At 61.4% G+C, this 15,604-nt stretch carries 15 protein-coding genes; 6 read left to right on the forward strand and 9 right to left on the reverse strand.

Annotation, left to right across the window (positions count from 1 at the left end; translation table 11 throughout):
* Positions 1-7 precede the first annotated feature (7 nt).
* The 6 genes from EJ066_RS26260 to EJ066_RS26285 all read right to left on the reverse strand — a co-directional run bounded on the left by EJ066_RS26260 (position 8) and on the right by EJ066_RS26285 (position 7,496).
* On the reverse strand, positions 8-1,453 hold the full coding sequence (locus EJ066_RS26260) for a hypothetical protein (RefSeq protein ID WP_126042851.1): 1,446 nt from the start codon (positions 1,451-1,453) through the stop codon (positions 8-10).
* Positions 1,450-1,803, reverse strand: coding sequence for a hypothetical protein (locus tag EJ066_RS26265; RefSeq protein WP_126042852.1), 354 nt, complete (start codon positions 1,801-1,803; stop codon positions 1,450-1,452). Before EJ066_RS26265 ends, EJ066_RS26260 begins: the two co-directional genes overlap by 4 nt.
* 596 nt (positions 1,804-2,399) lie before the next feature.
* Positions 2,400-4,550: an AAA family ATPase gene (locus EJ066_RS26270; protein ID WP_126042853.1), complete on the reverse strand. Its 2,151-nt coding sequence runs from the start codon at positions 4,548-4,550 to the stop codon at positions 2,400-2,402.
* A gap of 136 nt (positions 4,551-4,686) precedes the next feature.
* Entirely contained in the window at positions 4,687-4,890 is a 204-nt protein-coding gene (locus EJ066_RS26275; RefSeq protein ID WP_167498505.1) for a helix-turn-helix domain-containing protein, read from the reverse strand.
* A gap of 229 nt (positions 4,891-5,119) precedes the next feature.
* Entirely contained in the window at positions 5,120-6,337 is a 1,218-nt protein-coding gene (locus EJ066_RS26280; protein WP_126042855.1) for an integrase family protein, read from the reverse strand.
* A 247-nt stretch (positions 6,338-6,584) separates the two neighbouring features.
* A complete protein-coding gene (locus EJ066_RS26285) occupies positions 6,585-7,496 on the reverse strand; it encodes a PhzF family phenazine biosynthesis protein (RefSeq protein WP_126042856.1) in 912 nt (303 codons plus the stop codon).
* A gap of 114 nt (positions 7,497-7,610) precedes the next feature.
* Here EJ066_RS26285 and EJ066_RS26290 point away from each other — a divergent pair, with 114 nt between their 5' ends.
* From EJ066_RS26290 to EJ066_RS26305, 4 genes are all read left to right on the forward strand, one after another.
* Positions 7,611-8,903 carry an efflux RND transporter periplasmic adaptor subunit gene (locus tag EJ066_RS26290; protein WP_126042857.1) on the forward strand — a complete coding sequence of 431 codons (1,293 nt, stop codon included), beginning with the start codon at positions 7,611-7,613 and terminating at the stop codon, positions 8,901-8,903.
* A gap of 4 nt (positions 8,904-8,907) precedes the next feature.
* Positions 8,908-9,612: an ABC transporter ATP-binding protein gene (locus tag EJ066_RS26295; protein ID WP_126042858.1), complete on the forward strand. Its 705-nt coding sequence runs from the start codon at positions 8,908-8,910 to the stop codon at positions 9,610-9,612.
* Positions 9,613-9,715: 103 nt separating this feature from the next.
* On the forward strand, positions 9,716-10,933 hold the full coding sequence (locus tag EJ066_RS26300; protein WP_126042859.1) for an ABC transporter permease: 1,218 nt from the start codon (positions 9,716-9,718) through the stop codon (positions 10,931-10,933).
* Between the two features lie 112 nt (positions 10,934-11,045).
* Entirely contained in the window at positions 11,046-11,288 is a 243-nt protein-coding gene (locus EJ066_RS26305; RefSeq protein ID WP_126042860.1) for a hypothetical protein, read from the forward strand.
* A gap of 99 nt (positions 11,289-11,387) precedes the next feature.
* On the opposite strand, the gene EJ066_RS26310 is transcribed toward EJ066_RS26305, so the two are convergent.
* A complete protein-coding gene (locus tag EJ066_RS26310) occupies positions 11,388-12,104 on the reverse strand; it encodes a hypothetical protein (RefSeq protein ID WP_126042861.1) in 717 nt (238 codons plus the stop codon).
* 7 nt (positions 12,105-12,111) lie between these two features.
* Positions 12,112-13,224 (reverse strand): endonuclease/exonuclease/phosphatase family protein, encoded by a 1,113-nt coding sequence (locus EJ066_RS26315; protein WP_126042862.1) that lies wholly within the window; start codon positions 13,222-13,224, stop codon positions 12,112-12,114.
* Between the two features lie 167 nt (positions 13,225-13,391).
* On the opposite strand from EJ066_RS26315, the gene EJ066_RS26320 reads away from it, so the two are divergent.
* On the forward strand, positions 13,392-13,976 hold the full coding sequence (locus EJ066_RS26320; protein ID WP_126042863.1) for a BA14K family protein: 585 nt from the start codon (positions 13,392-13,394) through the stop codon (positions 13,974-13,976).
* A 170-nt stretch (positions 13,977-14,146) separates the two neighbouring features.
* Complete coding sequence (locus EJ066_RS26325; RefSeq protein WP_126042864.1) at positions 14,147-14,431, forward strand: PilZ domain-containing protein; 285 nt, start codon at positions 14,147-14,149, stop codon at positions 14,429-14,431.
* 122 nt (positions 14,432-14,553) lie between these two features.
* Here EJ066_RS26325 and ilvC read toward each other — a convergent pair whose 3' ends face one another.
* Positions 14,554-15,573, reverse strand: coding sequence for a ketol-acid reductoisomerase (gene ilvC, locus EJ066_RS26330; RefSeq protein ID WP_126042865.1), 1,020 nt, complete (start codon positions 15,571-15,573; stop codon positions 14,554-14,556).
* Between the last annotated feature and the right edge of the window lie 31 nt (positions 15,574-15,604).

A 15,604-nucleotide genomic window follows, 5' to 3' on the forward strand; every position in this document is an offset into this window, starting at 1 on the left:
GTCGTCCTCACATCGGAATGGCTTTGGTTGCGGTCTTCGTCTGACGCCGAGCACGTGCGATGATCGCCAGGCACCCAGCGACAGCGTTCGCCACGTCGTCATGCCCGTTTGGGTTATGATCGATTACCTCGCGTCCCCCGCTGGTGACACGCCGCTGCATGCCAACGAGCTGACTGACCATTTTCGCATGGTCCAAAAGCTGGACCGAACGGGAGTTGAGCATCGGCAGGAAATTCAGAAATAGCTCGCTCTTGTTGAGCGGCGACTTCCAATATCTGACGCCGTATCGGTCGAAGGCGTCCACGACCCAACCCGCCGCGTAGTTGTCGCCCCAGACTTCGTTCAATCCGTATGATTTCAGCGTCTCGCAAAACTGCGCCACGATTAGCTCGGGCTTAAACGGCGGTTTCACTTCGACCACCTTGTCCAGAACAATCAGATCCTTGCCAAGCTGCGCGTCGTCCAACCCGTCATGGCCAATTGCCAATGTCATCGAGTCGGTACCGCTGCCGCCTGCCGGGTCACAGAAGGCTCTGTAGGGGCGACGCAGCGCGTTTGGCAGCACAGCGGCGAGGCCCGCAGCTACGCACGCTTGCACGACCGACAGGTCCACAAAGGCCGCCAAGTCCTCGCGGAACTCGCCCAGAAACTCAGCCCGAGCAGCGGCTGCGTCGCGTTCCAGCGCGCGCGTCACGACACGCTCAGACAGGCTCGGATTGAATGTCCGGCTCGCCCCGCGGGCCACCAGAATAAGGGGGTCGCCGTTCGGCCCGAAGTCACGTTCAACGGCTTGGTATACTTCACCCATCTTGGCGAACGGCGAACTGATCGCGATCAACGGCCCAGAGGTGGTGGCGAGCGAGGGGCGGACGGCATTCAAGATTTCCTTGTCGGTATTGGCGGAATGTTCCTCGGACTGAAAGAACGCCAGTTCATCGAAAATTGCGCCAATGCTGGTGACGCCGCGAAGACCCCGCCATGTCGCGGCGCGCACTTCCAGTTCAATGCCGGTCTTCAGTTCGATGACGTCGGCGCTGATGCTTTCGACACGCTGCGCGAACAGGGGCAACTCGGTGAAGATCGACTTGGCGTATTCGAACGCGATGTTTGCCTGCCGCTGATTGTAGCCCATGTACTGGAGCTTCCCGATTTCACCGGGCACCAACACGTCGCTCCAGTCGATGAGGGCGGCGAGGTAGGCGGAGAGCACGCTCATGGCGCGGGTCTTCCCGCCGCGGCGTCCGACGATGCCCCAAAACTCCTCGACTGGTTCCAGAGGTTCATGGTCGCGCATCGTCAGTTGCTTGAAGCTGATGCGCTCGTCATCCGTCAGCGGCTCGCCCATGAGGGCGATGAGCAGGACGCGCCACGGCAACCAACTGTCGCCGGGAAGGATGGTCCCGAACAGTTCCGGGTCATCAAGGGCTTCGCGCATCGAGATCAAGGGCTTCATGCGTTCGCTCGCCTCCGCTTAGCGGCGAGATGTCCCTCGATCGTCCTGGGAGCTTTCTCCTTGCGCTTCAGCCCTAGGCGCTCAAGGATGCGCCCTAGATTGCCGGCTGTCCGGTTGTAGAGGTCTAGCGTTCGCTCTCCGACCGTCTCATCCTCCGCGAAGCGCGTCTCAAGCTTCTCCAGTTCGATGGTCATGACGGCAACGCGCCGGATCAAGGACTTCTCAGCGGCTGACATTGCGTCCAGCCCGCCTCGATCCTCCACATGTTCGGCAATCACTTCCTTCATGCGGCGCACGTAGACGGAGCGCTCGTCCCTCGCGCCTAGCAGGGTGGCGGTGCCATTTGCCATCTTGGAGCGTTGTGCGGACCGCTCAGGGGCTGCCGGGGACTGATTGGGTGGGCAGTCCATGGGCGAGTTTCCGGGGGTAATCGCCGGGCGAAAGCGGCAGATGCAATTGCTAAAAGCCTTGTTAGACTTGGGTTTGTGCGCACGTTACACATTGAAAGCGCTGCGAAACAAGGATTTTATTAATGCTTCTTCATCGAAGACTGAATAACTAACACTTATTCTGTCTGCGATATTGCGAGGGGGCGCAGGAAAACACTCGATTTTTCGGGTTTCTTCATCACCGAAATATAGCCGCCTACAGTGGCGTCTCGCTGTTTCCAGTACACTACTCGGGCGCGGGGCTGTTCCACGCTGTAGCGCCCGCCTAGCCGGCCCACCCGTATGCAGACAACCCGGTCCACTTTGCGGCCCGCAGGGGTCGGGGGAAATTTCTTCCTTCCCCGCTGGGGGCAACGCCACGATATTGGCAGGTGTTGCAGCACTAGTAGGGGCACCCCCCTTTAGGGGGGCCCCAGACTGCTGCACTCCTGCACGTGGCTCTGGCAGCGGTGCCGCAGTACTTAAAAAACACGACTCCTGCACTCCTGCCGCCACCGTCAAAACGGCACCTCTTCGAGCTTGGTCAGTATCCATGTCGGCACAGGCTCCCGGTTCTTGTTCTTGCGCGTGTCCTCTATGATCAGTCCCCGCTCTCTCAACTCGTTGATTACCTCCTGAGCCCTCTTCCTCGCACCCTTGTGCCGAGCAAGTACTTCCTTGGCCCCAAGACCGCGTCCCATGTCATAATCGAGCAGTTCCCCGACGGCGTAACCCGCCCAATCCTTTGCCCTGATATCCGCGCGTTGGTCTTCGTTCTCGAACAGCTTCAGCAGCTCGGGCAACTGATGATCTTCAAACAGCGATTCCCCTTTGGGCGGCGTCCACGGCGTCGGAACACCCACCCAATCGCTTGGCTCAAGATCCTGCTCCTTGCCAGCATTGCCGACCGCGACGCTTTCGAGGAAATACCAACATCGCTTGTCCGCTGGAGCAGCTAGGTTCTGTTTGGCTGGTCGCTCATAGATGTAACGCCGGTAACTCGGCTTTTCCCTGCCGTGCTCATCGAAGCCAATCAGCCCGAAGTTGTCCGCTTCGGTCTCGTTCATTGTGTCAACGACGCGCGCCATCCGCACGGCATCGGTGAATGCGCGAGCGCCGCGAATTGTCTCCACCGACTGCCCCTCGCCATTGGTCTTGCGCGAATGGTGGATCACTTCGACCGCGCACTTGGCCTTGCTCGCTAACCGGCCCAGCTCCTTCACCACGGCATCGATCTGGCCGTTATCGTTCTCGTTGACGTTGTGGAGGCTCACGAAGGGGTCGAAAATGATCACGTCGATCTTGTTCGCCAACACGAACTGGATCAGTTCATCAACGAGCTCGGTCCAGACGCGGACATCGTGCTTCTTGAGCTCGGCGATCTTAATCGGGTAATCCTGTCCCGAGTGAACGAACAGCTTCCCCTCAAGCTCTTTCGGGTCGAAATTGTAGTGGCTGACCGTCGCCAGAAAGTGCCGCCAAATCTGGTGCAGATCGTCTTCGAGATTGATGTGGAGGACGTTCAAGGGTCGGTGGTATATCCGCTGGTCCTGAATCATGCCTCTGTTGGCGAGCATCATCACCACTTCGGCTTGGCTAAGCGAGCTTTTGCCAATGCCGCCCGGTCCCGCTGTCGCTGAAACGAAGCCGCGCACATAGTGATGCCCGTACAGGCGATCCAAGCGTGGAATGCTGCTGGCTGCGGGCCATACGGCAGGCGTAAGCGCCGGAAGCTTTGGGATGTTCTCTTTCGGCCGGTCCTTCAATTGCAGCGGGTTCTTTTTGCCATCATCAAGCGCGCGGTTTAGCGTGTTGATCGTCTTCCGATGCTCGTCGCCCGCCGCTAGTCCGCAGATTTCACAGGCGGCATCGAGCGCCTGCCTTACGTCATCCTCGGAAAGCTGCTTCGCACCGATGACGCCGCCAAGCGTATAGGCGATCTTGTTCAGGAGGCTGTTACGGCCAGGTTTTCGACTCTCGGCCAGCTTGGCGCATTCCGATTCCAGAAAGCGCTTCGCGTCCTCGCTTGAGGTGATGTTCGGGTTCTCGTCAGCTTCCGCGTTGGCGGTTTTGGGCGGGACATAGAAATTCCGGCCATGGTAGCTAGGCCTTTCCTCATCGGCGTGCGTCATATGCACGTATTGCGGGGCGTTCCTGTTCTTCATGTGCAGGAAACCCGGCAGGCGCATAACGCGGGGAAGGTCGCAGACAGCGGGATCGGTGCCGAATGTCTCGATCAGTCTTTTCTGCGAACTGCGGAAGTCAGCTAGGTCAAGCGTGTCAGGCTCGATGCGAAAGTACGCATGGCCCTTGTGACCCGATGTCTTCACGACGATGTGAGGCGGGTATGGGTGGTTCAACACGTCATCGATAGGGCCGTTGTCTTTATCGACGTAAAGCGCTCGGATGCCGATTATGTTTTCGGTTTTCCGCTTGCCCGATCCGTCCGTCTTGTTGACCGTGAAGAAGATGCCAGCGCCGGCCGCGTTGAGGCGTCTTAGCGCGTCTCCGTGTTGCGCAAGTGTGCCGTGCAGGGTCTTCGCGAGCCTTTTATCCTGACGCTTTTCATCATCGTCAAAGGTCTGGAAAGTGAATTCTGGATCGGAGTCGAGGAGCGCCAGAAAGCGCTCAGCTTCATCCAGATTGATAGCAATTTCTGGTTGGTCCATAGCCCGCCAAGTCCTTGTTTTGTCAAGTTTTTGCGGGTATGTTGGGAGTTGGTCCAAGCGAATTTTCGCACCACTTGGCTCCAATGCTGATGCTGTTCTCCAGAACGCCGATCCTGCTTCCACAGGGTCGGCGTTTTCATGCTACCTCACTCGTATGCTGCCGCAGATGCTGCGCGGCCCAAGCGTCGATGTCAGAGCGGCGATATTTCACAGCTTGGGGGAACTTGAGAAAGGGCGGGCCGTAGCCCTTGTGGCGTCCGATCTCAAGGAATTGGGTGGAGAACCCTAGATACTCGGCAGCCTGCTTGGTGTTCATGTATTCGCGATTGGTGTCGCTCATGGGAATCTCACTCATTGAGACGACCGTGCCTGCCTACGGTCCTTGAGTGAGCCCGGCTCCCCATCCCGTTGGGGCGTCATGAGCAGCTTTGGGCGATGGTCCCAAGTGCCAAGCGAAGTTGGGCTGTTCCTTGCGAGGGGAACTATCTGCCGGTGGTATTTTCGCTTTGCCCCGACAGACAATTTACAGCGCAAGCATACCGTTTTTTAGACGTTCGCATAGCGCTTTTTTACAGCGGTAGTTGCGGATAGGAGAACTTCCAGATTGCCGCCTTCAGCGCGTTGGTCACCATCTGCTGGCTGCGCTTCAAATCGTCAAAGTCGGGATGGTTGTAGCCCGCATGAGCATCGCCTGACTTTGGCAAAGCATGGTTGACGAGCAATCGGCCATGTGTCGCTGGAATGGCGACCTTGTTCTCCGCAATTGACACAAACGTATGGCGCAGCGTGTGAGGGGTCCAATCACAGGGAAATAGCGCGACCTCCTTCTCGTTTAGCTTCGGCTCAGCTACATGGCCGATTTTGCCAGCCCTAGTCCAAGCCGGGAATACGAATTCGCAGTCGGCCCCAAACTGCGCCAGCGTACTTTCACACGCTTTGCGAGCGCGCAGAAGCGCAAGCAAAAAGTCAGACAGCGGCAGAGTGAATGGCTCGGTCTTGGTGCGGGGGAAGTGCACCAGTCCAGCTTCAAGATCGACCTGGTTCCAGCGAAGCGATGCCGACTCCTCGCGCCGTGTTCCAGTGAACAGGAACCATATATACAGATCGCGGCGAATTGGATTCTGGATTTGATGAACGCCGGTCCACCATTCGGGGAGTTGCGCATAGGGGATGACTGCCGTCCGGGCATGCTCAGGGTAGAAGTCAACATTCACTGTCGGCGGCACGTCCAGAGCAGGATATTCCTTGCCCATTCGACGCCAGATCGCCCGCAGTGCCCTCATGGTGGCATTGGCGGCGGATTTACCGTGGTTCCCACCAATCAGATGATGGCGAGCGTTGGCGTCAGCCCGCGTGATATCGGCCATGGATCGGTCCAGCCAATCTGAGCAATAGCGTTGAAGGTCCGCCCTGTATCCAGCACCGGTTCTTGGCGACCGTTCCTTGGCGACTAGATACCGCTCGTATTTTTCGAGCGCATCGCGCAGGGTCATGTTGTTGGCGGCAGCGGCCCGTCGCTCCCCGGTGGGATCAATCCCGCCGCGCATCTGCCCCATCAACTGCTCGGCCTTCTTGCGCGCTTGATCCAGCGTAATGTCGCCATACCTGCCGATCGCCACGCGCCGGCTCTTTCCCTTCACGTCGCGCTGGACGACAAACGTCTTGCTTTTGGCCCCGACGACTACGCCGAAGCCCCTCAGGCTAGTGCACCACCAGTGCTCCTGCGCTTTTGTCGGCGGGGGTAGAGCATCAATTGCGCCCTTGGTCGTAAGCTTCGCTTTTGGCATTTGACCTCTCCTTACTAAGGTTTGTAGTAAGGGTCCTGTGTAAAACAGTTTAGTCTGGCCGCGCAAACTTTTTCAGCGATTTGTATAGAATTTTCAAGGGTTCTTGCGCCTTACTAAAACGGTATGGAGTGCATCTAAAAGCTAAGCGCGCAAACTCTTAATCAGCGGGTCCACAGTTCGATCCTGTGCACACCCACCATATAAATCTCTGATATTGTTTGGTTCTCGCCGCTTGGCGGGATTGCGATCATACGTACAGCTTGCCTTCCGCCACCTTGACCGCATGGCCGCCGATGCGCGCTGCGGCCAGTTTACCGCCTTCGACATTCAATTCGAGGCGGATGCGCGATGGCCGGCCCATCTCCAGCCCTTGCTCGATCCAAAGCTGGGAAACACCGTCCGTCGGGCCGTCGAAATGCATGATCGCGCCGGCAAAGGCTGCCGCCGCCGAGCCGGTCGCCGGGTCTTCATAGGAAGGATTGCCCGGCACGATCATGCGCACATGAAACGCGCTGTCGTGGTTCACCGTCTCGCGGCAGTAGACATACGGGCTGGCGAAGGCCCATTCGCTCTTGCGAGGTGCCAGTTCCGACCACGCCTGTTTGTCCAGCCCTATCCGGGCCGCCGCTTCCAGATCGGCGACCGGAATGGTCACATAAGGCACGCCGGCCGACCAGAACGAGACGCGGTGATTCTCGAAGCCGATTTCGTGCGGCCCCAGGCCAAGCGCCGCGCCGATCGCCTCCGGGTCGGCGACGAGTTCCAGCGGCTCCGGCAGCTTGGCCAGGTCGAACTCGGCAAACGTGGCGCCATCGTGCTTGCTGACCGCGCAGCGCACCGGGCCGATATTCTCCTCCAGGACGAAGATGCCGGCGGTGTCGCCATCCCCGGCCATCTCGGCAAGCGCGATCGCCGAACCCACGGTCGGATGACCGGCGAACGGCATCTCATAGTCGGGCGTGAAGATGCGGATGCGGGCGCGGTGCTTGGGATTGTCAGGCGGCAGCACGAAGGCGGTTTCCGACAGGTTGAACTCGCGTGCGATGGCCTGCATCGCGGCTGCGTCCAGCCCCTTGCTGTCAAGCACGACGGCCAGCGGGTTGCCGGCCAGCCGCTCGGTCGTGAACACGTCGTAAAGTAAGTAGTTCCGGGTCAGCATCGTAGAAAGCCCTCTGCCTCAATCCCAACATGGGCGAAATTTAATTTGATATTTGAACCATTAGGCCTGATCTGTGAACTGATTGGGACATCACCGATATTATAGGGGTCCGGCGTGGACCAGATTGTCAATCTGCCAAAGACGGAATCCACGTCCGAAATCGAGACGGCACTCGGGCTTGACCGCCAGGGCCTGAAGAAAAAACGGCGTCGCTTCTGGCTCTATGGCCTGCTTGCGCTGATCGTCGTCGTCGCGAGCCTTGCCGGCTACCAATGGTATGCTGGGTCTCCCGCCAAGATAGAATACACCACGGCGCCGGCCGCTGTCGCCGACCTCACCGTCGCGGTGTCGGCCACCGGCACGCTGCAGCCCCTCACCCAGGTCGACATTTCAAGCGAATTGTCCGGCGTCGTGCGCTCCGTCTCGGTCAACGAAAACCAGCAGGTGAAGAAGGGCGATGTGCTGGCGGCGCTCGACACGGCCAAGCTGGAGGTCCAGATCGAGCGCGCCGAGGCTTCCGCCAAGGCGGCCGCCGCCAATGTCGAGGACGCCACCGTAACTCTCACCGAAAACGAAAGGGCGCTGGTGCGCGCGGCGGCGCTCACCAAGCGCGGCATGGCTACGGACCAGTCGCTTGAAGCGGCGACCGCTACCCGCGACCGCTCCAAGGCAGCGCTCGACAGCGCCAGGGCCAGTCTTGCCATCGCCAACGCCGATCTCAAGGCACAGCAGACAGACTTGGCCAAGAGCACCATCTATGCGCCCATCGACGGCATCGTTCTGACGCGCTCGGTCGATCCCGGCCAGACGGTTGCCTCCTCGCTGCAGGCGCCGGTGCTGTTCGTCATCGCCGCCGACCTCAAGAACATGGAATTGAAGGCAGCGGTCGACGAGGCCGACATCGGCGCCGTCAAGCCCGGCCAGCATGCGCGCTTCACCGTCGACGCCTTTCCGGAACGGCCGTTCGATGCCGAGATCCGCGACATTTCCTATGCCTCGGTCACCACCGACGGCGTCGTCACCTACGACGCGCGCTTCGAGGTCGACAACGACGAGCTTCTGCTGCGGCCCGGCATGACCGCCACCGTTTCGGTCGTCACCAGAGAGGCCAAGGGCGTGCTCACGGTGCCGGCCACTGCCTTCCGCTATCGGCCGGCGCAAACAGCCGCCCGCGCGTGGAGCCTGAGCGACCTGTTCACGGGCCGTATGGGCCGCCCAGGCGGCAACCGCCAGCGCCAGGCGACGGCAACCCCCACCGACGGCTCGCGCACGCTCTACGTGCTGGAGAACGGGCGGCCGCGGCCGGTCAACGTCAAGACCGGCTCCACCGATGGCGAACTGACCGAGATCATTTCGGGCCTCGACGAAGGCGCGCTGGTCATCACCGCTTCACAACAGCGGGGCTGACGTCATGTCGGGCTCCGTGCTCATCTCCTTCGACAAGGTCTGGAAGAGCTATGGCCAGGGCGAAGCCAAGGTCCATGCGCTGGCCGGCGTCGATCTTGCCATTCGCCGCGGTGAATTCGTTGCCATCATGGGTCCTTCGGGTTCGGGCAAGTCGACGGCGATGAACATCATCGGCTGCCTCGACACGCCGACAGCCGGAACCTACAGTTTCATGGGCGTCGACGCAGGCCGTCTCGACCGCAACCGCCGCGCCGTGCTGCGCAATCTCTATGTCGGCTTCGTCTTCCAGGGTTACAATCTCCTGCCACGCACCACAGCGGTGGAAAATGTCGAACTGCCGCTGATCTATCGCGGCGTCGCCGCCCGCGAGCGCCACGACCTCGCCATGAAAGCGTTGGCCGAGGTCGGCCTTGTCGGCCGCGAGCACCATACGCCGGCCGAGCTCTCCGGCGGCCAGCAGCAGCGCGTGGCGATCGCGCGCGCCATCGTCACCAGGCCGACCCTGCTCGTCGCCGACGAGCCGACCGGCAACCTCGATACCGCACGCACGCACGAGATCATGGAACTCCTGACGCGGCTCAACACCGAGCTTGGCCTCACCATCGCCATGGTCACGCACGAGGCCGATGTTGCCGGTTATGCCGAGCGCACAATCCGCTTCCTCGACGGCCACGTCGCTGCCGACACGATAAACCTCGAGATGGCCTAGCCATGATCCCGAAAAGTGGAATCCGGTTTTCGGAAGAGATCATGGCTAAACAAAAAGATAGAGCCCCATCCCGGCTCTGTCGGGATGGATCAGGCTCTAGACCATGATCTGGGAAACCGTCCGCCTCTCGCTGCTTTCGGTGCGCCGCAACGTGCTGCGCTCGTTCCTGACGCTGCTCGGCATCGTCATCGGCGTCGCCGCCGTCATCGCCATGCTCACCATCGGCTCGGGCACCACCGAAAAGGTCAAGGCCGATATCTCCAAGCTTGGCAGCAATCTGCTCGTCGTCCGTTCCGGGCGCCCTGCCGGCCCCGGCGGGCCGGGCGGGCTCGACCAGGCCACACGTCCGCTCGGCAGCAAGGAACTTGCCGCGCTTGTTGCACACCTGAGCGGCGCCCGCGCCATCTCGCCAGCCTCGCAAAAGCAGGTGCGTGTCATCTTCGGCACCGAAAGCCTGACATCGGGCGTCACCGGCACCGACAGCGCCTATCTCGATGCGCGCGACTGGAAGCTGGTTTCGGGCCGCCCGTTCAGCGATTCCGAGACCCGCTCCGGCACCGGCGTCTGCCTGATCGGCGAGACGGTGCGCCAGCAGTTCTTCGGCGCCGGCGACCCCGAGGACGAGATCATCCGCGTCAATCGCACCTCGTGCAAGATCATCGGCCTGCTCGAGCCGAAAGGCTATACCGGCTTCGGCCAGGACCAGGACAATGTCGTGCTGATGCCGCTCGCCGCCTACCAGCGCCGCATCGCTGGCAACCGCGACATCGACTCGATCTACATAGCCGCCGACGACAGGACGCCGACCATCGAGCTATTGCCGCGCGTCGAGGACATTTTGCGCGACACACGCCGCATCGCGCCCGACCGCGAGGACGATTTCTCCATACGCGACATGACCCAGATCGCCGACGCCATGGCCAGCGCCACCACGACGATGACCGGCATGCTGGGCGCGGTCGCCGGCGTCAGCCTGCTCGTCGGCGGCATCGGCATCATGAACATCATGCTGGTGTCGGTCACCGAACGCACCCGTGAGATCGGCATCCGGCTGGCCATTGGCGCGCACGAAAAGCACATCCTCATCCAGTTCCTGGTCGAGGCGACCGTGCTGTCGCTGCTCGGCGGCATCGTCGGCATCCTGATCGGCCTGGCGCTGGCCGGCCTCGCCTCGTTGACGCTGGCCATCCCGTTCGCCCCCAGCCCGGCGGTCATCCTGCTCGCGGTCGGCTTTTCCGCGCTGATCGGCATGGTGTTCGGTTTCTTCCCAGCCCTGCGCGGCGCACGGCTCGATCCGATCGACGCGCTGAGGCACGAATAGCGCGGTGCTGCGCCGCCGCCAGAAACCCGAAATTTGAAGCTGCCCTCGCCTGCCCCTGTCGCGTCACAGCCTGCGGTGATAGAATCACCTTGGGGATAAGGGGAATGGTGGGATGAGCAAGAAAGAGCGAGTGATTTTCGTGACGGTGATCCTTGAGGCCGCATTGGCAGGGCTGTGGTGGTATTTGGCCAGCTATGGCATGGCCAATCCCGATCTTGTCACCGCCGATTTCCAGCAGGTTGTCGGTCAGACGATGGGAACGGCGATGGGGATCCTGCTGGGTGTCGGCGTCATCCTGTTTTTCGTCGCTGCCCGCAATGATCGCAAGGCACTCGAAGACAAGACGCGTCGTTAGAGCGACGTGCGTCCACTTGGACGCACAAAGTACGCTCTAACACTTTGAATCTGCGCATCGTGCTTTCCGAAAATCGATTCCGATTTTCGGGCCGATGCGTTAGCCCTTGCCGGCAAAATGCCACTCGACCAGTGGCTTCATGTGCGGCATCAGCCCGTCCGGCAGGTTATCGGCATCGCGGATGATGACAGGCCCTTCGATTTCCGGCTCTGTCTCGGTCGCGACAAAGGCGCTGATGCGCTGCGCGATCTCGTCAGCGGACGCCGTCTCGCGATAACGGCGAAAGATCACCGTGCCGCTTGCCGTCGACAGGGCATAGTAGCGCCTGCCACGGGCCGCGCCGGCAAGGTCGAGGCCGGTTTCTTCCCGCACCTCGCGGATCATGTTGAAGTCGACATCGACAAGGCCGTCGCGGAAATCGGTTGGTTCGAACGAGCCGGCGGCGAAGTAGACGCGACCGGCATTGACCGTGTGCGACGCCATGCGGATCGCCACCAGCGCATTGTCGCCGGCGACCAGCATGGCGTGGGCATAGGCGTGCTCGGCGCCAGCCACCTGCCGCTTGCCGCGCCAGAGCATGAAGGTCGAGTAGCGCACCGCGTGGCAGCGGCCTACAAGGCTGTTGTCGCGATAGCGGAGCGCGGAAAGCAGCACCACGGTGCCGTCGAACAGCGCCGGGTTGGCCGCGATCTCACGGTCCCAATTCTCGGCGATCGCCTGCGCATTGTCGCGTTCGAATGGATGCGGGCCGGGGTCGAGCCTGACGTCGACGGCGTCGACCGGCAGGATGATGTTGCGCGGCAGGTCGAAGCTCACCTGCGCCTCATGCCATGTCCAGGGTGATCGCCACCGGGCAATGGTCGGACGCCTTCGGCCTGTCCCAGCCGGCACGCGGAAAGCGGTCCACTTCCTGGCCCATCGGAAATATCGTGCGCCAGGGCTGGCCGTTGCGGATGATATCGGGAACGGCCGTTGCGTTCTTGGCTGCCAGTGCCTTCGACAACAGGATGTAGTCGAGCTGGCAAAGATGCCGCTCTTGCGGTCCGCGCGTATGGTATAAGGTCCAGCGGTCCATCTCCGGACGCCGCTCGACCACGTTTTCGCAAAAACCGCCGGCGGTGAGCACGTCGAGGCAGGACTGGCTCTCGTCGACCACCTCGAAGCGGTAACCGTCAAAGGCGTCGCCGGCGATCTTCACGCGTTGCCGATAATCGTTCATGTCGCCGCAGATCGCCCAGCGTTTGTCGGCGGCGTGATCCCCACCGAAACGCTCCTCGATGATCCGCCGCACCGCTTGCGCCTCGGTCATGCGGACCGGCATCGTCGCCTCGCGTCCGTCGAGGCCGTTGCGGGGCGGGCCCATCGACTTGAAATGCACCAGATAAAGCGTCAGCGGCACGCCGCCAACGGTCAGGTCGACTTCCAGGCAGTCGCGCCGGAAGATGCGCTCATTGGCTTGCTGCCCAAGTGCCGCCAGTTCCGGCGTGTGCAGGCCGAACTGCTCGAAGGTGACATGGGCATGGCTGGTCATGCGCACGAAGTCGATCGGCTGGCCATCCGCGGTCTCGTCGCGCATCATCACGGCGACGTCGATGCCGCGCGAATCATTGCCGGCGGTGGTGTATTTCTGCCGGTAGCCATGCCCTATCATCTTGAACAGGTAACCGTATTCGAAGGCCTTCAGCGCTTCGATATTGTCGACCTCCTGCATGCAGATGATGTCGGCGCGGGTGGCCGCGATCGCCAGCGCCGTCAGTTGCCGCGTATCGTCGGATTGCGCGATCGCCCGCGCCTGCTCCAGCATCCTGTATTCGGCCTCGCTCCGGATATCGAAGAGCGTCAGCGTGCGATCTTCGTTGAGCTGGTTGCGGTATCCGGAAAAATCGAACCTGTTCATCAGGTTTTCGACATTGAACGTGGCGAGGCGCAGCGACATAGGCGTGACCTTTGCCCGCAAGCGCGTTCGAAAACAAGGCCCTGCCCCTTGCCCGTCATGGTTGACAAAACCTTCCGTTCATCCTCCGTTCAGGCGGGAAGTTCCATGAATAGCGTTCTTCCTCGGGGTGTTCCGGGCGTGGGGCCTGAAATCTCATGGAGAGTGCAATGAAACCGCTCTTTTCTTTTTCCGTCAGGTCCGGGCTGATGGCTCTGGGCCTTCTGGCCGGCCTGTCGGCTCCGTCGCTCGCCGGACCGATTGCCAAACCCGTCCTGCCGGCACCGGTCAACGCCGTGGCGCCCGAGATCGTGCCTGTCCGCGACAGTTGGGCCGGCGGCAACGACAGGCAGATGTACAGCGACTGGCGCTGGCGCAATCGGCACGGCGACCGGCAGTGGCGGCATGGCAATGATGATTGGAGGTGGCGCCGCGGTCGCCACGAGGCCTGGAGATGGCGTGACGGCGACGACAACTGGCGCTGGCGGCGCCACCATCGTCATCATCGCCGCCATTACAGTGATTCCGCGATCTATTTCGGTCTGGGCCTCGGGCTGCCGGCCTACAATTATTATGGCGGGCCGGGCTACTATGAGCCGGGCTACTACCCGCCTCGGCGTCACTATCGCACACAACGGCTTTCCAGCGCCCATGTCCGCTGGTGCTACGATCGCTACCGGTCATATCGCGCCTGGGACAACACGTTCCAGCCCTATGGCGGGCCGCGCCGGCAGTGCTGGTCGCCCTATAGCTGATCGACTGATGCATTTCAGACGGCGCCGCCCCCTCGCGGCGCCGTTTTCCGCTCGGCCGGGCCCCGCGAAATTGTTTTCGCCGCCGCCGATGATAACGCTATGTTTAGCAGGCAGGCCTAATCATCTTGCCAATACGACCTGATATGCGACGATCGCCCGGGAATTGTGCGATGGCTGAAGAGGAAAACAGGAACAAACGCAGGCAGCGCGTCTTCAAGGGCGCGACGATCCTGACCGGCATGACCCATTCCGAGGTCACATGCACGGTGCGCAACATGCATGACGGCGGCGCCGAACTGAGGGTCTCGGTCGACGCACGCGTGCCCGACGAGTTCCTGCTCTATGTGCCGACCGACGGCATCGCCTACAAGGCAGTGGTCCGCTGGCGCCGCGAAGACCGCGTCGGCGTGATGTTCACCGGCACGGAACGGAAGCCCCACTGGCACTACGGCTGAGCGCCGGCCGCTAAGGAATTGTCCTCGCGAGCAACCCTGGCAGTCGCCAATGGGCGGCGTTGGAACTTGGCCTTCTCCCGTTTTTACGGGAGAAGGTGCCGGCAGGCGCAGGCTGGAAGCTGCTAATTCTTGGCCTTGTCGACCAATTTGTTCTTCGATATCCACGGCATCATCGCACGCAGCTTGGTGCCGACTTCCTCGATCTGGTGGCTGTCGTTGATGCGGCGGATGCCCTTGAAGCGCGACATGCCGGCGCGGTATTCCTGCATCCACTCCGAGGTGAACTTGCCGGTCTGGATATCCTTCAGCACGCGCTTCATCTCGGCCTTGGTATCGGCGGTGATGATGCGCGAACCCGATACATATTCGCCCCATTCGGCGGTGTTCGAGATCGAGTAGTTCATGTTGGCGATGCCGCCTTCATAGATGAGATCGACGATCAGCTTGACCTCGTGCAGGCACTCGAAATAGGCCATTTCCGGCGCGTAGCCGGCTTCCACCAGCGTCTCGAAGCCGGCGCGGATCAACTCGACCAGACCGCCGCACAGCACCACCTGCTCGCCGAACAGATCGGTTTCGCACTCCTCGCGGAAATTGGTCTCGATGATGCCCGAACGACCGCCGCCGACGCCGCAGGCATAGGACAGGGCCAGATCGAGCGCATTGCCCGAAGCATCCTGGTTGACGGCGACCAGGCACGGCACGCCGCCGCCCTTCTGGTATTCGCCGCGCACCGTGTGGCCAGGCCCTTTCGGCGCGATCATGACGACGTCGACCGAGGCCTTCGGCTCGATCAGACCAAAATGCACGTTGAGGCCGTGGGCGAAGGCGATCGCCGCGCCATCGCGGATGTTCGGCGCGATCTCGGATCTGTAGATGTCGGCCTGCAACTCGTCGGGCGTCGCCATCATCATCAGGTCGGCCCATTTGGCGGCCTCAGCCACGCTCATCACCTTGAGCCCGTCGGCCTCGACCTTCTTGGCGGTCGCCGAGCCGGCCTTGAGGCCGATGGCGATGTCCTTGGCGCCCGAGTCCTTGAGGTTGAGCGCATGCGCCCTGCCCTGGCTGCCATAACCGATGATGGCGACCTTCTTGCCCTTGATCAGGTTGAGATCGGCATCGCGATCGTAATAGACACGCATTTTTCTTCCTTCCCGTTTTTGAATTCAGAGC

It is taken from the genome of Mesorhizobium sp. M9A.F.Ca.ET.002.03.1.2 (genome assembly GCF_003952365.1).
In the GTDB taxonomy this organism is placed as follows: domain Bacteria; phylum Pseudomonadota; class Alphaproteobacteria; order Rhizobiales; family Rhizobiaceae; genus Mesorhizobium.